The following is a 21,604-nucleotide window of genomic DNA, read 5'->3' on the forward strand; positions in this document are numbered from 1 at the left end:
ACATGTACGGCATGTTCAACACCGCGGCGAAGGTCAACAGCTATCTGACCTCATTCACCAAGCGCCACCTGCCGATTCTCATCGGCGAGTTCTCCAGCCAGCACCAGTGGGGCAAGCCGGACGAGGACGCCATCATGGCCGACGCGCAGGCACAGCACCTCGGCTACCTCGGCTGGTCCTGGAGCGGCAACGACAAGCAGTTCAGCTACCTGGACCTGGTGAACAACTTCGACGGCAACAGCCGCACGGCCTGGGGACGGCGGTTCATCGACGGCCCCAACGGTCTCGACACGGACACGCGAGAGGCGACGGTGTTCCGCAACAGCATGGCCGGTGCCGTCGACCCCAAGAGCCACGCCCCGCAGGGGCTGACCGTCACGGCCGTGACCTCGAACAGCGTCCGACTTGCCTGGCAGCGCCGTCCGGACCGGATCGGCGGCACGACGTACCAGGTGATGGCCGTCAACGGCGCGGCCGAGACACCGGTCACGACGACCACCCGCCCCGACGTGATCCTCAAAGGCCTGAAGGGCTCGACGGAGTACACCTATGCCGTGTATGCCCAGAACCTGCTCGGCAAGCGCTCACCGCGCTCGGCCATGGTCGCCGCGGTCACGCCCCCGGCGCGCTAGCGCCCGTCCTGACATCGTGGAGGTGGAGTGTGACTGTGAAGATGACCCGGTTGGCGAACGAGTCGACGGAGTACCGCGCCGCTCGTGAGGAGCTGCGGCTGGCCGAGATCGACCTGATGCGCCAGCGCGAGCGAGTGGCCGAGTTGCGCCGCGGGCTGCCGCAAGGAACAGTGATCGACGACTATGTCTTCGAGGAAGGCCCGGCCGATCTGGCAGCCGGCGATGAGCCGGTCCGCCAGGTCAGGCTGAGCGAGCTGTTCAGCGGGACCGATCGGCCTTTGATCGTCTATCACTTCATGTACGGCAAGGCCCAGCACTCGCCCTGCCCGATGTGCACGATGTGGATCGACGGGTTCAACTCCGTGGTCGACCATGTGTCCCAGAACGCCGACTTCGTAGTCGTGGCCGCGGCCGACGTACCGACATTGCGGTCCCACGCCAGGGCTCGAGGGTGGAATCGGCTCCGGCTGCTCAGCGCGGGCGGCGGCACGTTCAAGTACGACCTGGCCAGCGAGGACGAAGCGGGAGCCCAGGACTCGACCATCTCGGTCTTCACGCAGGACGCCGACGGGACAATACGGCATTTCTACACGGGCCATCCGTGGATGTCGGCCGACATTCGCGAGCGCGGCGTGGACCTGCAAAGCCCGGTATGGCACCTGCTCGACCTGACGCCGGCGGGGCGGGGCGAGTGGTACCCCGAGCTGCGCTACGAGCCCTGAGGCGCGTTCAGCCGGTCGGCCAAACGATCAAGCCCGCCCCTGATCATGCTTCCGTACCCGTCGTCGGCGAGGAAGCCCGCCGCGGCTCGTCCCTGCTCCAAGTGTTCGCGCGCACGGTCGAGGTCTCCGAGCTTCCGGTAGACCTCACCGAGGTTCAGGTGCAGCGACGGATAGAAGCCACGTACTGAGCCGACAACCCCTGCCTCCTGCGCCCGCTCCTCCGTCACGGAGTTCGCGGCCTCGAGGGCGCGCAGGTCCCACACCAACTCCTCGTGGACGTCGTCTTGAAGGTCGGCCAGATGGTGCGCCAACGCGCAAAGGTGCAACGGGTCCCCATCAGGGCCAATCTCATCCCACAGCGCCGTGAGCAGCTTGCGCGCAGCGTCGCGCTCACCGCGCTGACTCAGGGCGATGCCTTCGCCGATCCGAACCATGATCGCGTCTGGCTGCGACACAGGAACCTCCAAACTATGCAACAGCAGCGGCGAATGCGGCGAACAGGTCTCCTGACAGCGGCGTCGTGAGCTTCCACGTCACGGCCATCGGTCGATCACCCTCGTGCTGCACGTAGGTGGCTGGGCCAAGGAACCAGAATGCCCGGTCGTCCGCTCGGGTCCGGGCGAACAACAGGATCGAGCGTCCCATCGCCACATGATTGCGGTACCGCTGGCCGGTCGGGCTGTCGGCGGATGTGGTGGACTGGCTCTCCCAATGGATGAGGTCGCGGCTGATCGCATAGTCGCGGTAGCGGGTGGTCGGCGAGAAGTCGCCGCTCGTCTTGTCGAGGGTGAAGACGAATACGTCGGCACCGGCTGCCTTCGCGTCGTACACGCCCTCGCGCCATTGGGGCGTCTTGGTTCCGTTGCCCTCGCCTACCGCTGCAAGGATTTCGATGCGGGTGTACTGACTGTGGACTTGCAGCGGAATGTCGGGCAGTGCCTGATGCTGGAGATGACGTGGGGCCTCGCCAAGGACGTCGAGCAAGTCGCGCAGTTCGACGATCATCTGCGGATGTGACCAGAGAAGGTCGACCGCGGACTGGAGCGGGGTTTCTCTCGTGACCACCTGATCGGCAATGTTGGCGACGAGCATTCGCGCCAAGCGCTGTTCGACGTCGCTCATGGCGCCGACCCGGGGCGGGTTTGGGTGTTGCAGCAGCGAGCGGTACCCGTCGACGCGCTGGCGGTCATCGACGTGCAGCATGCGGCCGATCCCGCGACGGAGGGCTTGCTCATGCGGCCCGGTGGACGCCACGGGCAGGCCAGCGGCCTCCCGCAACGCTGACCAGCCTCGGTTGCCGGCGTAGATATCGGCAACCTCGAGGCCCGTTTCGGCGAGGTACTTCGCCATGGTTACCTCAGGCTGGTGTTGCGCCAGCGCTCGGAGCTCGGCCACTTTCGTCGGCCAGCGTGACGGAATGGCCTCGCGGATGCTGCGCAACACGACCTCGCGCGCCACCCGGTCGAGCTCCATATGGCAACCGGCCGGCAGGAATGGAAAGCCCTCATCGACGGCTCGTTCGAGGTCACTGCGGGTTCCGCCGAGCAACGCGCGGTACCGCAGATCGAAGCGAAATTCCCGACGGTGGGTACCAACAAAGTCCAGGACCGTGCAGACGCTCTTGCCCTTCGCGATCCGTAGGCCCCGACCCAGTTGTTGGAGAAACAGCGTGGCGCTCTCGGTCGGTCGCAGCATGAGCAGGGTATCGACGCTCGGCACGTCCACGCCCTCGTTGAACAGCTCGACGGAAAAGATGACCTGAACCCTGCCGTCGGCCAGGTCGCGGATCGCGGCGGTGCGCTCCGAGTCCGGCGTCTCGCCCCAGACCGCTACCGCGGCCACGCCGAGCCTCTGGAACTGTTCAGCCATGAAGCGGGCGTGGGCGACGCTCACGCAGAATCCCAGGCATCGGATCGTCGAGAGATCCGTGACGTGCTGTTCGAGTTGCTGGTAAACGAAGCGGACCCAGGCCATATCGCTGGTGTAGACATTGGTCAGCGCGGCCTCGTCGTAGCCGCGTCCGCGACGCCACGGGACCTCGCTCAGGTCGACGCCGTCGTGGATACCGTAGTAGGCGAACGGCGCCAGACGATGCTGTTCGATGGCATCCCAGAGGCGTAGCTCCGCAGCAATGCGCTCGTCGAACCAGTGCAGGATTGGCAGGCCGTCGGCGCGCTCCGGTGTCGCGGTCAGGCCGAGCAGTTCACGCGGCGTCAGCTCTTCCATGATGGCGCGGTACGACGGCGCGGCGGCGTGGTGGAACTCGTCGATGACGATGACGTCGAAGTGGTCCGCGGCGAGGTATTGCCGGTTGGCGGCCGTCAGCGTCTGGATAGAGGCAAAGACGTGCTCGAACGCGGTCGGGCGCACGCCTCCGACCCACTTCTCGCCGAAGGTGTAGTCGCGCATCACATGGCGGAACATCGCCAGGCTCTGGTCCAGGATCTGTTCGCGATGCGCGACGAACAACAGCCGCGCCCGAGACAACGTCCGGCGCAGAAGCGCGTAGTCGACCGCGGCCATCACGGTCTTACCGGTACCGGTCGCCGACACGAGCAGATTGCGGTGGTGGCCCCTCGCCCGGGAGAGCTCGATCAGCTCAAGCATCCGTTCCTGGAACGGCTCGAGGCGGACCTCAAGCGGACTCAGAACGGAAACGGTTCGTCCATCGGATCGGCGTGACCGATCGAGCGCCTGCTCGAAGTCCGCCTTGACGTACGGGACGAAGTCGCCGCTTTGCCAGTAGCTCTCGAAGACCGCCTCGATCTTCTTGACCACGTCAGGGTTGCGGGCGGCCGAGACTCTGACGTTCCACTCCAGGCCGTCCACCTGGGCGGAGTGTGTGAGGTTGGATGATCCGACGTAGGCCGTATTGAACGCCGTACGCCGATGAAACAGCCAGGCCTTGGCGTGGAGGCGGGTGGTAGTTAAGTCGTAGGAGATCCGAACGTCGGCGCCGAGATCCGCCAGCAGGTCAAGCGCCTTGCCTTCGGTCGAGCCGGTGTACGTGGTCGTCAGTACGCGCAGCCGTCTTCCCCGTGCGCAGTGCTCCCGAAGCGCACCGATGATCGGTCGGAGACCGCTCGTGCGGATGAACGCCATGACCAGGTCGATGGCGTCGGCCGACTCGATCTCGGTAAGTACCTGGCTTCCGACCCTGGGTTCGCCGGGCGCGTTCGTCAGCAGCGTCGTATCCAGCAGCGGAATGAGCGGCCGCCCCGCGTGGCGAACGGTGCCGTCGGGCCGCCGGTCGCCGACGGCGCTCAATACCTCGCCCGGCGCGAGCGGCGATTCGAGCGCCGGCTTCGTCTTCGGCAGCTCCGTGCCGAGCGTTTCGAGCAGACGCTGCGCCACTTCGACGCCGATCGCAACGCGGTCGGCTTCAGGCACGGCGTCGAGCGCTTGCTCGACCTGCCGAGCGAGCAGCAGCGCAATCCGATCAGCGGCGTCGGCTGACCGCAGGGCCTGTCGTTTGATGAGCCCCTGGTCGACGCTTGCGAGCCGGTCTTCGAGAGCCTTCGTTACGACAATCTCGTAGAGCCCTGCCGGCAACTCGTCAGACATCGCGTCAGTTTGCCTCATGATCCGCCGCTGCTACTGCGCGACATCACGAGTACAGAATGGGCGCCGAACTTTTTCTGCGCCGCGTTGGGCCTACTGTGCACTGCGGCCCAGCTGCCGCTGCTGCTCCTCGACGATTTTCCGGGCCTGGGCGATCAGCTAAACGCAATGCTCCAAACGGACACACGCCACACCAAGATGCAATCCTGACAGCCGCAATGCGCCGCGACGCGGGGGCCACCTGGGTGAGCGCGCCGGGTGGGACCGATTCCGGTCGACCATCGCGGGCGGCGCTGTCTGAGCAGAATCGAAGGTATGACCCAGGACCTGGTGGCGTTCATCGAGGCGCGGCTTGCCGAGGACGAGTCGCTCGCCAGCATCATCTCGGCGGGCGCCTACGAGCCGCAGGTGTGGCGCGTCAAACCGGACCAGCCCGGCGGCTGGCGGGAGATCCAAGCGTTCGACGGCGCCGGCATCGTCGGCCCGTCGCAGACGCACGACGGGGGCGGTGAGCTGGTCGCGGTCGTCCCTGGCACTCGCGACCAGCACATCCACATCACCCGTCACGATCCCGCGAGGGTGGTTCGCGAGGTGGCGGCCAAGCGCCGGCGGCTCGAGCGGCACAAGCCGGACTATGCCAGCGGTCATGTCGAGTACGGCCAGCACCACGAGGTGTACCGGCGCGAGGACGGCAAGACGATAGAGGTACTGGTGCAGGACGACGAGCCGCGCCAGCCGAACTGGTGCCGGACCTGTGCCGAGCCCGCTCCATGCCGGGAGCTTCGCAACGACGCATCGGTTTGGTCGGACCATCCCGACTATCCCGAGTGGGCGATATGAAAGGGCCCGGCAGCCGAAGCTGCCGGGCCCCCCTGTGCCTACCGAGGTCAGCCCACGGCGATGTAGGTGACGTTGGAGGCGCCGGCGTAAGAGATCGCGCCGAAGTACCGCTTGGCCGGGTCGAGGCCCGCCCAGGTCGCGGTCAGGGTCACCGGGGTGCCGGCGGTGACGGGGCCGTCGCTGACGCTCAGGTTGCCCGCGTTGGTGTTCGGCACCACCCAGTTGCTGATGCCGAACGAGGTTGAGCCACCCGGGGTCGCGAAGCCGTTGATGTAGATGTCGTACGTGCCCGGGATCGGGGCGTTCATCGTGACCCGCTCGTCGGCGGAGCCGGAGGCCGAAAGGGCCACCAGCGTGCCGGAGCGGTAGACGAACATGTCCAGGTCGGCCGTCTTGTCATTCGAGACGAGGTCGAACCGGGCCGCCTTCGTGCCGCTCGGGACCGTCACGTGGTACACCTTCGTGGCGGTGCCGGCGACGGGGTTGGCGGTGTCGAACGGGCCGGCCGCGACGCTGTCGGCGACCGGCGTTACGCCGACCATCCCGGCGACGGACGTGCCCAGCGTCGGCGCCGTGGAGCCCGGCGTGACGGAGAAGGTCTTGGACCCGGCCGCCGAGGCCGCCGCGGCCACGTCGCTCGGGGCCTTCACCGCTACCGGACGGAGCGCGATGGGGCTCCGCACGCTGTGGGTCGCGTCCGACCACGTCAGGCTGCCGGTCGCGTACGCGCCCAGCGGGGCCGTGGTGCGGGCGAACGTGACGGTGAAGGTCTGCGTCGCGTTCGGGGCCAGCGTGAAGCTGGACGGCGACACCGTGGTGGTGAAGCCGGGGACGTTCGCCGTGGCGGTGTAGGTGGTCGTGGTCGAGCCGACGTTGCGCACCGTGCGCTTCACCGACTGGACGCCGGCCAGGCCGCCGACCGCGATCGAGGCCTGGTTCAGGTCGGTGCCGGAGACCGGCGGCAGGGTGTCGAACGGCGGCGCGAACTGTACGCCGAGGCTGACCATGTAGCTGCGGTAGTCGTTCGCGGTCGCCGGGTACACCAGGCCGGGGTCGGCCGCGCCGTTCGGGTTCACGAAGCCGGCGCCCTGGGCGAACGGGCTCTTCGTGGTCTTGGTGTCGACCGCCGACGTCATCATCGCGGACTTGATCTCGGACGGCAGCCAGTCCGGGTGCAGCTGCTTCATGAGCGCGCCGATGCCCGCGATGTGCGGCGAGGACATCGAGGTGCCCGAGTAGAAGTCCCAGTTGCGGCCGTGGTTGCTCGGCGGCGCCACCGCGGCGACGACGTCGTTGCCGGGGGCGGCGATGTCGGGCTTGAGGATGTCGCCACCCGTGGTCGTCGACGGTCCCCGCGAGGAGAAGTCGGTGATCTCGGGGACGTCCGGGGCCGAGGCGAGCTCCGCCGGGGTCAGGTCCACGATGCTCGCGGTCGCGCCCGCCGTGTCCGCGTACGCCTTGACGGCGGCGCCGTCGACGTTGTTCAGGTGGACCGAGGGGATCGGGTGGTAGTCGCCGTTGAGCGAGTTCGGGCTGGTGTTGACCAGTACCATGCCGACGCCGCCGGCCCACTTGACCTCGAAGCTCTTGGCGATGCGGTCGTTGACGCCCCGGTCACAGATCACGATCTTGCCGGCCACCTTGGCCGGGTCGAGCGTGCCGTCGAAGCAGAGCTTGGCCTCGTTGTCGGCCGCGGCGGCCAGCTTCGCGCTCAACGAGCTGATCAGCGGCGCGGGCGTGGTCAGCGCCGGGGTGGTCGAGGCGCCCACGTACCGCGCCCCGTTGCCGAGCTGGACCGTCCGGTACGCCTTGCGGAAGGTGGCGGCGGCGACCGTGGTGACCCACGGCGCGGGGTGGTCCAGGGTGCTCACCCCAGGGCCGTTGTTGCCGGCCGAGTTGGCCACGAAGACGCCGGCGTTGGACGCCGCCCGGAAGGCCTGCGCCACCGAGTCGAGCACCGACGACTCGGACGTGCCGCCGATGGAGTAGTTGAGCACGTCGACACCGTCGATGACGGCGTCGTTGATCGCGGCGACGCTGTCGGAGTTGTAGCAGCCGGTCGCAACGCCCGGCTTGCCCTCCCAGCACACCTTGTACATCGAGATGGAGGCCGCCGGGGCCATGCCCGACGCGGTGCCGATCTGCTTACCGTCGATGGTCACCGTGACCCCGGCGTTGCCGGCGGCCGTCGAGGACGTGTGCGAACCGTGGCCGGAGCCGTCGCGCGGCGACAGGTAGTCCTCTTTGGCGACGTTCTGCTTGCCGAAGCCCTGGACGTAGTACCGCGCCCCGACCAGCTTGTTCCCGCACAGCGACACCGGGAAGTTCTCGCCGGCGACGCACGCGCCGTGCCAGTTCTTCGGCCGCGGGTTGATCTTCTGGTTGGCGAACGAGGGGTTCTCGGGCCAGATGCCGCTGTCGATGACGCCCACGACGATGCCGGCGCCGGCGTTGGCCTGACCGCCCGCCTGGGACCACACGCCTCCGGCGGCGTTGAGGCCGAGGAACTCCGGAGAGGCCGTGGTGTCGAGCTGCGACACCTGGTCGCGCTCGAGCCCGATGACCCCGGGGGTCTTCGCGAGCGCGGCCGCCTGCGCCTTGGTGAGATCGGCGGCGACGCCGTTGTTCGTGATCGTGTAGTCGTAGATCTTGGCAGCGCCGGCCTTGGTCAGCGCGGCGTCGTGCTTGGCCGTCAGATGCCCGCGCCAGGCCTTGACCTCCGCGGCGTCGGGATCGAGTTTGTTGCCCGCCTTCGGCTTGGTGGCCTTGAATCCGGGGTCATAGCCGTCGTACGTCCCGACGGGATCATCGGCGAATGTGACAATGTAGCGGCCGTCCGTGTAGCCGTTTGCATTGTTTGGCGCTGATGCCGCTTCGGATGTGGTCGTGACGGCGATACTGCCGGCAATGACGACGATCGGTATCGCGGCGAAACGCGCTCGCCGCCATCCTTTGCGCGAACTGAAGGACATGTGGCTCTCCTCAGCGGGCGATGCCCAGGTCGGGGTACGTCGGCATCATCGCCAAGGAGACCATTGCTGTCCATAGACCCACCCTCGCCAAAACCCTAGGACTGCAGGCTCGGCAATTCGAGTAACGCTCGACGGGGGCGATCCGCTTCTTACACAACGTCAAATTCCTCCCAGGAGCCAATGGTCGGGCGACTGGCGATCAGCGGTGCCGTTCCGACGTTCGCGGCGGTGACGTACAGACCATTGGCATTGGCTTTGAAAGAAACGCTGCCGTCGGCGTTTCGGACGACCTGGAACCTCTCCCACGGCCCGACCGCGGAACGGTTCGCGATCAGCGGGCTGTCGCCGCCGTTCTCCGCGGTCACGTACTGGTTGTTGGCATGGGCGCGCAGCGCCACGTAGCCGTCGCCCAGGTCGACGACGTCGAACTGCTCCCACGACCCGACCGCGGAACGGTTCGCGATCAGCGGGCTGCCGCCGCCGTCCTCCGCGGTCACGTACCGGTTGTTCACGTGGGCGCGCAGGCTGACCACCTGGGTGTTCAGGTCGAACTCCTCCCAGGAGCCGATGGTCGGGCGGTTGGCGATCAGCGGTGCCGTTCCGACGTTGGCGGCGGTGACGTACTGACCATTGGCATTGGCCTTGAGCGAGACGCTGCCGTCGGCGTTGTGGACGATCTGGAACTTCTCCCACGGTCCGACCGCGGAACGGTTGGCGATGAGCGGGCTGTCGCCGCCGTTCTCGGCGGTCACGTACTGGTTGTTGGCGTGCGCACGCAGGGCCACGTAGCCGTCACCCTGGTCGACGACGTCGAACTGCTCCCACGACCCGACCGCGGAACGGTTCGCGATGAGCGGGCTGCCGCCGCCGTCCTCCGCGGTCACGTACCGGTTGTTCACGTGGGCCCGCAGGCTGACCACCCGGTCGGCCGGGCCGGCGAAGTCCATCCAGTTGACGTTGAACAGGGGTCCGGCCGTGCCCGCCGGGTTGCGGGCGACGAAGTACAGCTTGCCGCTGCCCGCCGGAGGGTTGGACAGGTTGACGGTGACGTCGGTGTAGGTCTGCCAGCCGCCCGTACCGGGGATGGTGGCCGAGCCGAGCAGCGTGCCCGTCGGGGAGTTCCAGCGGACCTCCGCGACGCCGCCGGCGGACGCCGAGGACGCGCGCAGCCGGATCTGGTTGATGTTCGCCAGCGACGCGGGCGCGATGCTCCACCAGTCGCCGTCCTGGATGTACCCGATGTCGGCGCCGCCGCCCTCGCTGTCCGAGCCGGGTTCGACGGTGACGCCGGGGCTGTCGTTGCCCTTGCCGGTCGCGGTACGGCCGGTGCTGGAGAAGAACTCGGCGTTCTTGTGCTTCGGCTGCAGGATCACCTGGCTGCGCGTCGTGAGCGGGGCCGCGCCGCCGGGGCCGCCCTTGTCGGTGTACGAGGCCTCGAGCACGTAGAAGGTGTTGTCGTCCTCCGAGTGTCCGTTCGACAGGGTCGTGGTCACCGTGCCGGTGCAGCCCGTGTAGGTGTCGAGGGGGTGACCGTGCGTGTCGTGGCCGAGGATCGCCTGCACCTTGACGTCGGCGCAGTTGATGCTCCCGTCTTCCGGGTCGGTCACCGTCACGGAGAAGTTGACCCGGTCGCCCCATTGGAAGAACCCGCCGTCGGGCGGCGCGGTCAGGGTGACCGTCGGCGCGGTGTTACCGACCGTGATCGCGACGCTGGAGGAACTGGTTCTATTACCGGAATTGCGGACCGTGAGCACCGCCGTGTAGTTGCCGTTGGTGGTGTACGTGTGACTGGGGTTCGGCGCGGTCGAGGTACCGCCGTCGCCGAACGTCCACTGGTAGGTGAGCCCGCCGGCCGGCGTGGACGAGCCGGCGCTGGAGAAGTTGACGGTCAGCGGCGCGTGGCCGTTGGTCCGGTCCGCGGAGGCGTGCGCGACGGGCGATGCGCCGCCGTTGAGGTAGTCGATGCGGTAGATGCCGGAGTCGGTGTTGTCGCCGCCGTAGCCGGAGCCCCATTCGATGAGGTACAGCGCGCCGTCCGGGCCGAACTTGAAGTCCATCGGCTTGAGGAAGCTCAGCGAGCTCAGCAGCGGGTCGATCGACGCGACGCCCTTGCCGTCGGCGGTGAGCTGGAACGTGTACATCTGGCCCGTGCCCCAGTCGGCGAACAGCGCGCGGCCGTCGAAGTACTGCGGCCACTTGCGGTCCGAGTTGAGGTTCGGGTCGTAGCGGTACACCGGGCCGGCCATCGGCGCGCCGCCGGACAGCTGCGGAAAGTGCGCCGGGTCGGCCGCGTAGTGGTAGTAGACGGTCGCCGGGATCGCCGGCGGGAGCTTCGTCAGGCCGGTGTTGTTGGGCGAGGAGTTCGTCGGGCCGCCGGCGCAGTCGAACGGGGCACCCGACGTACCGTCGGCGAAGTTGTAAGCGACATAGGGCTGGTTGGCGCCGATGCAGAACGGCCAGCCCCCATTCCTCGGTGTGCTCAGAATGTCCCACTCGACGGTGTTCTCGGGACCTCGCGCCGGGTTGGCGGTGTCGGCGTCGGGCCCGTAGTTGGCGACCATCGCGTAGCCGGTCTTCGGGTCGAGGCCCAGCCGGAACGGATTGCGCTCACCCATCATGTAGATCTCGGGGCGGGTCTTCGCAGTGCCGGGCGGGAAGAGGTTGCCGGCCGGGATCGTGTAGGTGCCGTCGGCCTCCGGGTGGATGCGCAACACCTTGCCCGACAGGCTGTTCGTGTTGCCGGCCGAGCGCTCCGCGTCGAAGTTCGCTCGGCCGGGCCGCTGGTCGATCGGCGCGTATCCGTCGGAGTCGAACGGATTCGTGTTGTCCCCTGTGGACAGCCAGAGGTTGCCGCTGGTCTTGTCGATGGCCAGGCCCGCGCCGTGGTGGCAGCACTCGGCGCGCTGGACGGGCACGTCGAGGACGACCTTCTCGCTGCCCAGGTCGACGCTGTCGCCGTTGACCGTGAACCGGCTCAGCCGGTCGACGCTCGCGGCGTTGGGCGAGTAGTAGAGGTACACCCAATGGTTCTCGGCGAAGCCAGGGTCGAGCGCGATGCTCAGCAGGCCGCTCTCGTTCGCGGTGAACACGTCGAGGTGCGCCGAGAGCACGGTGCCGCCGCCGGGGCGGATGACCCGGACGTCACCGAGACGGTCCACATAGAACACCCGGCCGTCCGGGGCGATGTCGAGCATCATCGGATTGGAGGTGCTGGTGTCGATCGGCACCTTCTGGAACGCGCTGTCCGGCGGCGGAGTCTCCGCGGCAACCGGCTTGGCACCGACAATCATCGACAGAAGGACCGCGCTGAGCGCGATCATCGCAGCACGACGCAACAAGAGATTCTCCCGAAAGCCCCCGAAATCGAGTCCACGATGGTCGGTCGCGATTACTGCCGCATGTGCAACCGTCGACTTCTCACCCAGGGATTCACACAGGTGAGGTGGATGTGAGGCGGGCGCGGATGGCGGCGCCGCCCGATTCGGCCAGCCAGTCGGCGAACGTTCGAAGCCCCGGATGGATGACGCGCAGCGCCTCGATGTCGGCGTGCCAGCTGCCGCCGGTCCGCCATCGTTGCAGGGTTTCGGTGAACATCGGGCCGAGCGCGGCCGCCTCGTCGTCGGTCAGCTGTTCGTAGCGGACGAGTACGCCCGTGGCCTCGCTGATGGCGGCGGCGGCCTCCGTCGGAGTCGGCTCGTCGCCGGCCAGTTCCAGGGTCCGCCCGGCGAAACGGGCCGGATCCCCGAAGGCGAGGGCCGCGAAGTCGGCGACGTCCTCCAGCGCGATGACCTGCATCGGCTCGTGCGGCGCGAACAGGTGCCGGTGCACACCCTGCGAGATCCCGTCGACGCCGTGCGCCCCGGTGCCGATGTAGTTGGTCATGAACCGCACCGGGCGCAGCACGGTGGCGAACTCGATCCGGTCGTGCAGGTACCGCTCGATCAGCGCCTTCCCCTCGGCGGACTGTCTCCGCGTCGAGGACGACGCGACGGTACTGAACACCACCTGCTCGACCCCGGCCGCGGCAGCCGCATCGATCAGTGCCCGGCCGCGGGCCACCTCCAGGTCGCGCTCGAACGTGGTGGGCGGGATGGCGAACACCGCGGCGGCGCCGTCGAGCGCGGTTGCCAGGCTCGCCGGGTCGTCGAAGTCACCCCGGACGATTTGCGCGCCGGCGGCGGCCAGCGCGGCGGCGGCCGGGGCGGTTTCCTCCCGGACCAGGGCCCTGACCGGCCAGCCCAGGTTCAGCAGCCGTCGGGCGGTGACGCCGCCCTGCTTGCCCGTGGCTCCGGTGACGAGGATCGTGCGTGATACTGACATGAACCGGAACGATCCACCCGGTTCCGCCTCGTCGACAAGGATTTCGTGACATGACCGCGGTCCGCACGGATGCCCTTCGCAACCGGCAGGTGGTGCTGCGCACGGCGATGCGCATCTTCGCGGAAGAGGGGCTCGAGGTACCGCTGACCCGGATCGCGCAACGGGCCGGGGTCGGCGCAGGCACCGTCTACCGGCACTTCCCCAGCAAGGAGATCCTCGTCGAGGCGGTGCTCGCCGAGCACATCCTCGGCCTGGCGCGCGCCGCGGACCGCTGGGCCGCCCGCGCCGCGCCCGGTGATGCCCTGCTCGGCTTTCTGGTCGAGGCGATCGACCTGTCGGCCGGGCGTGTGCGGGTCTGCGACGGGATCACCGCCGACAAGAGCTGGCCACGCGCCACGATCACCGCCGCCGCGCAGCAGTTCGGCCAGGCCCTGGACCGTCTGCTGCTGGCCGCGAAGCGCAGCGGTGCGGTACGGGCCGACGTGCAGGCCGACGATCTGAACGCCCTCATCGCCGGCGGGGCGGCCATGCGCGCGGCCCACCGCAGCCGCGCCCGCGGCTTGCGCCTGGTGCGGCTGCTGCTGGAGGGCCTGCTCACGAAAGAGGCCGAGTTTCGTGACAAGCCCTCGGGCCGGCGTCACGAAACGGCGCACTGCCTCGAATGCGGGGCGCGGATGCGCGTCAACGCCACCGGCCGGCCGCCCAGCTACTGCGGACCGGCCTGCCGCCAACGCGCCCGCCGCCGTCGCCTCTCGGCATAGCCCCGCGACGGCACGGCCGCCCGGTGCGGGGCGTCACGGTGCGGTAGCCCGTGACGATGGCGCCACGTGAGTCACGTGCTTGCGGCGCGGTTGATCGCCGCCTCTACCGCGCCCACCCGGTCCGCGAGCAGGCCGACCGCGCCGACCGCTCGGCTCATCGGGTCGTCCTCGGCGCCGCCGAGCGCCCGCGCCCGCAGATACGCGGCCTTGACCTCGGCCCATCGCTCGGCCTGCGCGGGCGTCAGCCGGCCGCGGAGCTCGGCCAGCTTGAGCAGGTTCGCCTCGGCGCCCGCGGTGAGCGTCTGCGCCTCGCCGACGTAGTGGTCGTCGATGACGGCCTCCAGCTCGGCGTCGTTCATGACCGGCACGACCCGCCCGGCGAGCTTGTTCATGTTGCGGTATGAGCCCTGCAGCAGGAACGGCGGCTCGGTGCGGGACGCGTCGGCCTGCGCCGCGGAGGCGATGTATGCGCGGTTGTTCGCCAGCACGACCTCCTGCACCCGCAGCAGCTTGCGGAGCACGGACAGCATCTGGTCCACCTCGACCGCCGAGTACGGATAGGCGAGCTGGTCCGGTCGCACGGAGTCGTCGCCGCGGGCCAGCCGGACCAGCAGCTCGACGTCGCCGCGGTCGCGGGTGGACAGCGGGGCGAGCACGGCGTTGGAGGTCAGCGCGTTCTCGATGTAGCTGAGCGCGAACAGCTCGTCCTTGCCGGTCAGCACGTCGCCGAGGTTCCACACGTCGGCGCGGTTCGCCAGCATGTCCGGGATGCGGAAGCGCTGCCCCGACTCGGTGTACGGGTTGCCGGCCATGCACACGGCGAACCGCTTGCCGCGCAGGTCGTACGTGCGGGTCCGGCCGTTCCAGACGCCCTCCATGCGGCGCTGGGCGTCGCACAGGGAGATGAACTTCTGCAGCAGCTCCGGCGAGGTGTGCTGGATGTCGTCGAGGTACAGCAGGACGTTGTTGCCCATCTCGAGCGCAAAGTTGATCTTTTCGACCTCCTGGCGGGCAGTCAGGTTCGGCGCCTCCGCCGGGTCGACCGACGTGACCAGGTGCCCGAGCGACGGGCCGTTCACCTTGACGAACACCAGGCCCAGGCGGTTGGCGACATACTCCATGAGCGTCGTCTTGCCGTAGCCGGGCGGCGAGATGAGCAGGAGCAGACCCGCGCCCTCCAGCTGGCGGGCCAGGTTGTCGCCGATGAGGGGCAGGTACACCTCGTCGAGCAGCCGGTTGCGCACGAACGCGCTCATCACCTTCGGCTTGTACTCGTCGAGCCGCAGCCGGTCCCGCTCGCGGGCGGCCAGCTCGTTGCGGTGCCGCTGGTACTCGCGGAAGGCCGGCACCCGCTCGAGACGGAACCGGCGGGTGCGGGCGAGCATCTCGTCGAGGCGCACCTCCATCCGGCGGCCGACGATCCGCGGATGGGTGCCGAGCAGGCCCTCGACGGTCGCGGTGAGCGGGGCGGACGACTCGTAGCGGGGCAGGCCGGCCCCGCAGAGCACGATGGCCACCGCCTCGTCAAGATCGGCAGTGTTCGCGACGAAGTCCAGAGCGGCAGTGTTCGCGACGAAGTCCAGAGCGGCAGTGTTCGCGGCGAAGTCCAGAGCGGCAGTGCTCGCGGCGAAGCCGGCGTTCCCGGCGAAGGACGACAGCCACGCGTGGACGAGCTGACGCCGGGCGTCGAGATCGCCGTCGAGCGCGCGCAGGTCCTCCTCGACCTCCCGGGCGGCGGGAGCGCCGAGGGTGCGCCAGAACCGGTCGAGCAACGTCCGCGCCCCGGCGCTGGTGACGAACCCGGCCGGCGCGCTGCTCAGCTCCTCGAACAGGTACTCCCCGGCGAGCCCGGGTGCACCGACCGCCGCCTGCAGTTCGGCGCACAGCTGCGTCACCGCGTCGGACGGGCCGAACGCGGCCCGGGCCCGAGCCAGCGACTGTGCCCGCCGGGTCCAGGCCACCTTGGCCTCGTCGTCGGCGCCGAACGTCCAGAACAGTTGCGCCGCCGCCCGGTCCGCCGCCTGGTAGCGCAGCAGTCCGGCGTCGGCGCGCAGCCGCAGCAGCGCGTCGAGGATCAGGGTCGCGTCGTGGTCGTGCACGCCGCGCTCGTACCCCTCGGCGTAACGGCTCTCGGCGACGCGCCGTACGAGGTCGCGGAGGCCACCGTCGGTGGCGGCGGCCTTGTGGAGGTCGTCCACACCGGCCCCGGCGTCGTCAAGCATCAGGCAGGCGAGGTGCTCGGCGCGGTACACATCAGGCGCCTCGGACACGAGCAGCTGTCCCCAGAAGGGACGGGCGGCGGTGATCACCGGGTCGTCGACCGGCGCGCGGTAGTCGGTCGCGGTCACGGTGAACGCCAGCTCATCGCCGTGCGGGACGAGCGTGAGGTCGATCGCCTGGGTGTTGACGGCGAACTGGTGCCGGCCGAGGCGGATGACGTCGGCCGAACCGCCGAACAGGTCGAGCCGGTCGCGCAGCATCCGGCCGGCCTCGAGCCGGGCCGTCTTGACCCGGCCCTCCAGCTCCTCGGCGCGGACCTGGTCGCCCAGCTCGCGCAGCTCGCCCGCGACGCCGCGCAGCTTCGCGACCATCGGGTCGGCCGCGAAGTACGTGTTGACGTCGTCGGGCGAGGTCATCGTGGCGACCCGGCGCTCGATGCTGCCGAGGATCCGCGCCGCGGACTCGACCAGCCGGTCGGCGCGGCGGGAGCGCTCGTCGAGCAGCGCCTGCTTGCGGGAGGAGAACGCCTCGTAGACGTCGGTGCGCTTGTCGCCGAGCTGGGCGAGGAAGTCGTCGAACTCGCCGAACCGGGACTCGAGGTTCTCCAGCTGGAGCATCAGCCGTCCCAGCTGCTCGTCGCAGCGCGCGGGTGTGTCGGCGACCGCGAGCGCACCGACGACCGCCTGGCCCAGCAGGGCGAACTCGGCGGCGAACTCGGCCCGGCCTTCGACGGCGAGCAGCTCGCGGCGGCGGGCGTCGAGGACTGCCCGGGCGCGGTTGACGCCGCCGAGGACCTCGCTGATCCGGTCCAGGATGCCGACGCGGACGGTCGCGTCGGTGATCTCGAGCGAGCCGACCACCTCCGTGACGATCTGCAGCTCGTCGGCCTGCGCGGCCAGCCGCTCGCCGACCGGCGCGGCCTCGGCCACGGTACGGACGGCCTCGGCGTCGGCGACCAGGCGCTCCACGCCGGCGTGGTAGCCGGCGAAGGCGTCGTCGCGTTGGAGGAACGTCACCGCCCGCTTGGCGGCCGAGACGAGCTCCTCGTCGAGCCGGGTCTGCAGGGCAGCGATCCGGTCGGTGTCGACGTAGCGCAGCTCGCGCAGCGGGGCCAGGGAGCCCTGCGCGCGGCGGAGGTCGGCGAGGCGGCGCACCCAGGCGTCGGTGTCCACCGGCGCCTCGCCCTGGGAGCGGCGGACGAGCGACTCGATCCCCGCGGCGGCCTCGCCGAGGGCGGTGGCCGCCTGCTCGGTGAGCGCCTGCACCCTCTCGAACTCGGCCAGGACCTGCTCGGCGGTGTTGCGCAGCTCGGCGAGCGGACCGCCCAGGTCGCCCAGCTCCGGCTCGCCGAGCCAGTGGTAGTGGTCGAACGTGCGGACGCACGCGGCGATGATCGCCTCGAAGACCGTCGCGGACGGGCTCATCTCGGCGACCATGCGGGCCACCGACAGGGAGTCGGAGATGCCGCGGACCAGATCGGCGTTGCCCACCCGGTCCAGCGGCCCGGTCCCGGCGGGCTGTGCCGCGGCGTAGGTGTCGGACAGGTACGGCGTCTGCCACACCTGCATGGTGTGGACCCGGGTCGGCTCCTCGGACATGGCCCGGAAGACGACCAGCGTCCCGTCGTCGAACAAGGAGTACCCGTGGCAGACGAGTGGGTTCTCGACCGCCTTGCGGATGACGTTGTAGGGCAGCAGCAGCGACCGCCCCTCGGCGCGGGCGTGGAAGACGTAGAGCACGTCCTCGCCGTTGGTCGACCGGATGACGCGCTCGTACTCGAGCTCGGCCACGTCGGTATCGAACGTCCGCGCGACGCCGGTGGCCAGGTAGTAGCCGCCCGGGAAGATCAGGCCCTGGTCCTCCGGCAGGCGCTGGCAGCCCTGGCCGATCCCGTCGAGCCGGACGACCCCCCGGGTGCGGGTGTTGAAGACCAAAAACCTGAAGGCCGTTTCCTTGTACGGCCGGATGCGCAACAGCACGAGCGGACCGATGCGGGCGTAGCTGACATCGGCGTCGGCGAGACTCTGCAGCGGCTCGTCGACCGGCTCGCGGTAGATGCCCTCGCCCGTCTCGGTGTTGTTCTCGACCTTGACGGTGAGGTCACCGCCGACGGTCTCGACGAACACCACGTCCTCGATGGAGATGTGCGGGTGCCGGCCGAGGACGTGGTGCTCCCGGCCGACCGGGATCCACTCGAAGTCGTGCGACGGCGGGAACACGTGGTCGCGTTCGCCACGGTTGTCCACATAGGACACCGCACCGTCCGTGTCCACGGCCCAGCGCAGCACCTTGATGTCGTCGGTACGGGGACCGGTCTGGAAGACGGCGAGGAGCTTCCCGTCGAGCCGGCGCAGCTGCAGCAGCCGGGTGTCGCGATAGTACTTGTACACCTCGCCGAAGTCGCGCCGCAGCTGCGGATCGCGCAGCAGGCCGGGCAGGTCGTCCGAGGACGGCTTGTCGAACCGGAACGCGTCGCCGTCGCGGCTGAACCGGTGCAGCGAGAACACGTCGTCGACGGTCGTCTCCGGCTTGAGGCCGAGGAACACGTTGTACCCGAACAGCATCAGCCCGCCGACGGACACGATGTCGCGCGGGACGCAGTTGTGCTCGGTACGGATGCGCTCGGTGCCGAGCAGGCGCAGCTCGGTGCCGCCGAACACCTCGGTCCGCCGCGTGTTGAGGGCCTCGGCCCGGCGGGTCAGCTCGGCCGCCTGCGCGGCGAGCCGGTCGCGCAGCACCTCGTAGGTGCCGGCGTCCAGGCTCGCCGCGGCGGGCGCCGCCGTCTCGACGGTCACCGGTTGGCCGCCGCCAGCGCCGCGACCGGCCTCTCGGCGATGCCGAGCTCGCGGGCCGCGTCGAGCAGCTCGCGCAGCTTGTCCCGGTCGGGGCCGCCCCGCTGGATCTGCTGGACCAGGAAGGCGGACAGCGTCAGGTTGGAGACGTCGGCGGTGCTCATCGAGCCGAGCAGCCGCCCGAGGTCGCCGGCCAGGTCGCCGTGGCCGTTGAGGTAGGAGGCGCCGACGGCCTGCACGACGTCGGAGTGCTGGACGAAGCCGTCGATGCTCTTGCCCAGGCTGATCGAGCCGAGCAGCTTGTCGAAGAAGACGCTGTCGCCACCGACGATGTCGATGTTCGCCTTCTCCAGGCCGGCGGCCAGGACGACCGCCTGCTGTTCGGCGACCTGCCGGTGCACGTCGATGCCGGCGAGGCGGACCTCCTTCTCCATCTCCAGGCGCAGGCGGTACTCCTCGTGCCCGCGGGTCGCCTCGTCCATCGCGGCGAGCGCGGCGGCCTTCTCCTTGAGGCCCTCGGCCTCGCCCTTGAGCTTGTCGCGCAGCGCGTCGGCGTGGGCGACGCCCTTCTCCCGCTCGACGGCGGCCTCGGCGAGGCCCGCCTTCTCGATCGTCTCCGCGTTCGCGACCGCCTTCTCGCGCTCGACGGCCGCCTCGGCCCGGCCGACCTTCTCGATCGCCTCGGCGTTGCGCTCGCGGACCTGCACGTCGGCGAGGCCGGCCGCGGCCGCCTCGGCCTGCACGCCCTCGGCCAGGCGGATCTTGGCGCGGGCCTCCAGCTCGGCGGTCTGCTGCCGGGCCTCGGCGAGCACCAGCTCCTCGCGGGCCTTGAACTTGGCGGCCGCCTCCGCCGCCTCGGCCGCCTTGATGTCCTTGACCAAGTTCTCCTGCGCCTCGGCCTCGGCCTGGATGACGACGGCCTGGCGGGTGCGCTCGGCCTCCTCGACGACGCGGAGCCGCTTGATCTGCTCCTCCTGCTCGGCGACGGTGCGCTCGACCGCGATCCGCTCCCGGACCACCTCCGCGATGGCCCGCTTCTCCCCCTCGACCTCTTTGTCCTTGGCGATCGTGCTCAGCTCGGTCTCCCGCTGGCGGGAGATGACCTCGAGCATGCGGTCCTTCTCGATGCGCTCCGACTCGATCGCGATGACCCGCTCGCGGTTCTTCTCGGCGACGGCGATCTCCCGCCGCTTGTTCTCGTGCTGGACGCCGACCTGCTCGTCGGTGCGGATCTCGGCGGTCGACGACTTGAGCCGCTCCTCGGCGCGGACCCGGGCGGTCTCCGCCTCCTCGCGCGCCCGCATGGTGGCGACCTCCCGCTCCTGCTTGATCTCCGCCTCGGCCTGACGCCGCTCCAGCTCCAGGACCGCCTCGCGGGCGTCGACGTCCTGGCGCTTGATCTCCTTCTCCTCGTTGCGCCGGAACTCGTTGGTCCGCACGTGCTCGATCGCGGTCAGCTCGGTGATCTTCCGGATGCCCTGCGCGTCGAGGATGTTGGCGCTGTCGAGGTGGCTCAGCGGCGTCTGCTCGAGGAAGTCGATCGCGGCGTCCTCCAGGCTGTAGCCGTTCAGGTCGGTGCCGATCACCCGGATGATCTGGTCGCGGAACTCGTCGCGCTTGGTGTACAGGTCGACGAAGTCCAGCTGCTTGCCCACGGTCTTGAGCGCCTCGGAGAACTTCGCGTTGAACAGCTCCTGCAGCGTGTCCTGGTCGCTGGCCCGGGCCGTGCCGATCGCCTGGGCGACCTTGATGACGTCCTCGGCGGTCTTGTTGACCCGCACGAAGAACGTGATCCGGATGTCGGCGCGAATGTTGTCGCGGCAGATCAGCCCTTCCCGGCTGGTCCGTGCGATCTCGATCGTCTTCACCGAGATGTCCATGACCTCGGCCTTGTGCAGGACGGGCAGGACGACGGCGCCGGTGAACGTGACGTCGACCGTGCGGACCTTGGAGATGATCAGCGCCTTGCCCTGCTCGATCTTGCGGAACAGCCGGGTGACGGCGAACAGCACACCCACGGCGATGAGCACGGCCACGCCGAGCACGACGAGGAAGCCTGTGGTGATGACGGTCATGAGAGCTCCCTCTGTCCGGGGGTGGGATCAGTAGGTGCGGGAACGACCCAGAAGAACTCGCCGTCCGGGTCGTATTCGTAGATCACCGCCGTGCTGCCTGCGGTGAAGGTGTCGGTGCCGGTCTGGCGAACCTGAACGATCGCGCTGGAGCCGTCGGCGGCGGTGACCTCGGCCTGGCCGAACGTCTCGGTGACGGTGCCGGTGCGGATCACGCACGTGCGCCCGACGAACGCGGTGCGGGAGTCGCCGCTCGTCGCCGGGAAGAGCCGCCGCAGCGGTACCACGAGCACCCGGGCCACCAGCCACGCGACGACGAGGGCGACCGCCAGCAGGACGACGCTCAGCAACGCGCCGTCGACGACGGTCGAGCCGGCCAGGCTGACGAACCAGGCGACCAGCACGAGCACGGACAGCCCTACCGTGGCCGGCACTCCGCCCAGGCCGACGCTGCCCAGGAAGCCGCCGAAGCCACCTGCCACGTCACCGTCGACGACGTCGGCATCGAGCGAGTCGGCGTCGGCGCCGCCGAAGAGGACGACCAGCCAGTACGCGATGACAACGACGAGCAGAGAGGTGAACAGGACGGTAGGGAACTCGAGAACCGCATTGAGAAATTCACCCATCGCCCCGCTTCATCCCCTCACTCGCTCAGTCAAGATAGTGACAGGTGTGGTCAAGACCCACTCGCCCGCGCCGCCCGGGACACGTT

Annotated in this window: 12 protein-coding genes; 4 read left to right on the forward strand and 8 right to left on the reverse strand. The window is 69.3% G+C overall.

The window, feature by feature from the left end; translation table 11 throughout:
• Together ABD352_RS39750 and ABD352_RS39755 are read left to right on the forward strand one after the other, a co-directional pair.
• Positions 1 to 632, forward strand: a 632-nt coding sequence (locus ABD352_RS39750) for a fibronectin type III domain-containing protein (protein ID WP_344617747.1), incomplete at its 5' end; no start/stop codon positions are given.
• Between the two features lie 41 nt (positions 633 to 673).
• Positions 674 to 1,354 carry a DUF899 family protein gene (locus ABD352_RS39755; protein WP_344617814.1) on the forward strand — a complete coding sequence of 227 codons (681 nt, stop codon included), beginning with the start codon at positions 674 to 676 and terminating at the stop codon, positions 1,352 to 1,354.
• Here the strand turns inward: ABD352_RS39755 and ABD352_RS39760 are convergent.
• Complete coding sequence (locus tag ABD352_RS39760; RefSeq protein WP_344617748.1) at positions 1,342 to 1,809, reverse strand: tetratricopeptide repeat protein; 468 nt, start codon at positions 1,807 to 1,809, stop codon at positions 1,342 to 1,344. The genes ABD352_RS39755 and ABD352_RS39760 overlap by 13 nt on opposite strands.
• A 13-nt stretch (positions 1,810 to 1,822) precedes the next feature.
• The gene (locus tag ABD352_RS39765; protein WP_344617749.1) at positions 1,823 to 4,918 is read right to left on the reverse strand and encodes a DUF3427 domain-containing protein; all 3,096 of its coding nucleotides are present in this window, start codon (positions 4,916 to 4,918) and stop codon (positions 1,823 to 1,825) included.
• A gap of 312 nt (positions 4,919 to 5,230) precedes the next feature.
• Here ABD352_RS39765 and ABD352_RS39770 point away from each other — a divergent pair, with 312 nt between their 5' ends.
• On the forward strand, positions 5,231 to 5,755 hold the full coding sequence (locus ABD352_RS39770) for a DUF6221 family protein (protein ID WP_344617750.1): 525 nt from the start codon (positions 5,231 to 5,233) through the stop codon (positions 5,753 to 5,755).
• A gap of 47 nt (positions 5,756 to 5,802) precedes the next feature.
• Here ABD352_RS39770 and ABD352_RS39775 read toward each other — a convergent pair whose 3' ends face one another.
• The 3 genes from ABD352_RS39775 to ABD352_RS39785 all read right to left on the reverse strand — a co-directional run bounded on the left by ABD352_RS39775 (position 5,803) and on the right by ABD352_RS39785 (position 13,047).
• Positions 5,803 to 8,727 carry a S8 family serine peptidase gene (locus ABD352_RS39775; protein WP_344617751.1) on the reverse strand — a complete coding sequence of 975 codons (2,925 nt, stop codon included), beginning with the start codon at positions 8,725 to 8,727 and terminating at the stop codon, positions 5,803 to 5,805.
• A 149-nt stretch (positions 8,728 to 8,876) separates the two neighbouring features.
• Entirely contained in the window at positions 8,877 to 12,047 is a 3,171-nt protein-coding gene (locus tag ABD352_RS39780) for a PQQ-dependent sugar dehydrogenase (RefSeq protein WP_344617752.1), read from the reverse strand.
• Between the two features lie 109 nt (positions 12,048 to 12,156).
• Positions 12,157 to 13,047 carry an NmrA family NAD(P)-binding protein gene (locus ABD352_RS39785; protein ID WP_344617753.1) on the reverse strand — a complete coding sequence of 297 codons (891 nt, stop codon included), beginning with the start codon at positions 13,045 to 13,047 and terminating at the stop codon, positions 12,157 to 12,159.
• A gap of 50 nt (positions 13,048 to 13,097) precedes the next feature.
• Here ABD352_RS39785 and ABD352_RS39790 point away from each other — a divergent pair, with 50 nt between their 5' ends.
• Complete coding sequence (locus ABD352_RS39790) at positions 13,098 to 13,808, forward strand: TetR/AcrR family transcriptional regulator (RefSeq protein ID WP_344617754.1); 711 nt, start codon at positions 13,098 to 13,100, stop codon at positions 13,806 to 13,808.
• A 71-nt stretch (positions 13,809 to 13,879) separates the two neighbouring features.
• Here the strand turns inward: ABD352_RS39790 and ABD352_RS39795 are convergent, their stop codons facing one another.
• The 3 genes from ABD352_RS39795 to ABD352_RS39805 are packed head-to-tail and all read right to left on the reverse strand — an operon-like array spanning position 13,880 to position 21,518.
• A complete protein-coding gene (locus ABD352_RS39795) occupies positions 13,880 to 18,823 on the reverse strand; it encodes a DNA repair ATPase (protein WP_344617755.1) in 4,944 nt (1,647 codons plus the stop codon).
• Positions 18,820 to 20,895 carry an SPFH domain-containing protein gene (locus tag ABD352_RS39800; RefSeq protein ID WP_344617756.1) on the reverse strand — a complete coding sequence of 692 codons (2,076 nt, stop codon included), beginning with the start codon at positions 20,893 to 20,895 and terminating at the stop codon, positions 18,820 to 18,822. Before ABD352_RS39800 ends, ABD352_RS39795 begins: the two co-directional genes overlap by 4 nt.
• The gene (locus tag ABD352_RS39805; RefSeq protein WP_344617757.1) at positions 20,892 to 21,518 is read right to left on the reverse strand and encodes a hypothetical protein; all 627 of its coding nucleotides are present in this window, start codon (positions 21,516 to 21,518) and stop codon (positions 20,892 to 20,894) included. Before ABD352_RS39805 ends, ABD352_RS39800 begins: the two co-directional genes overlap by 4 nt.
• Positions 21,519 to 21,604 lie beyond the last annotated feature (86 nt).

It is taken from the genome of Dactylosporangium salmoneum (assembly GCF_039532525.1).
GTDB lineage: Bacteria > Actinomycetota > Actinomycetes > Mycobacteriales > Micromonosporaceae > Dactylosporangium > Dactylosporangium salmoneum.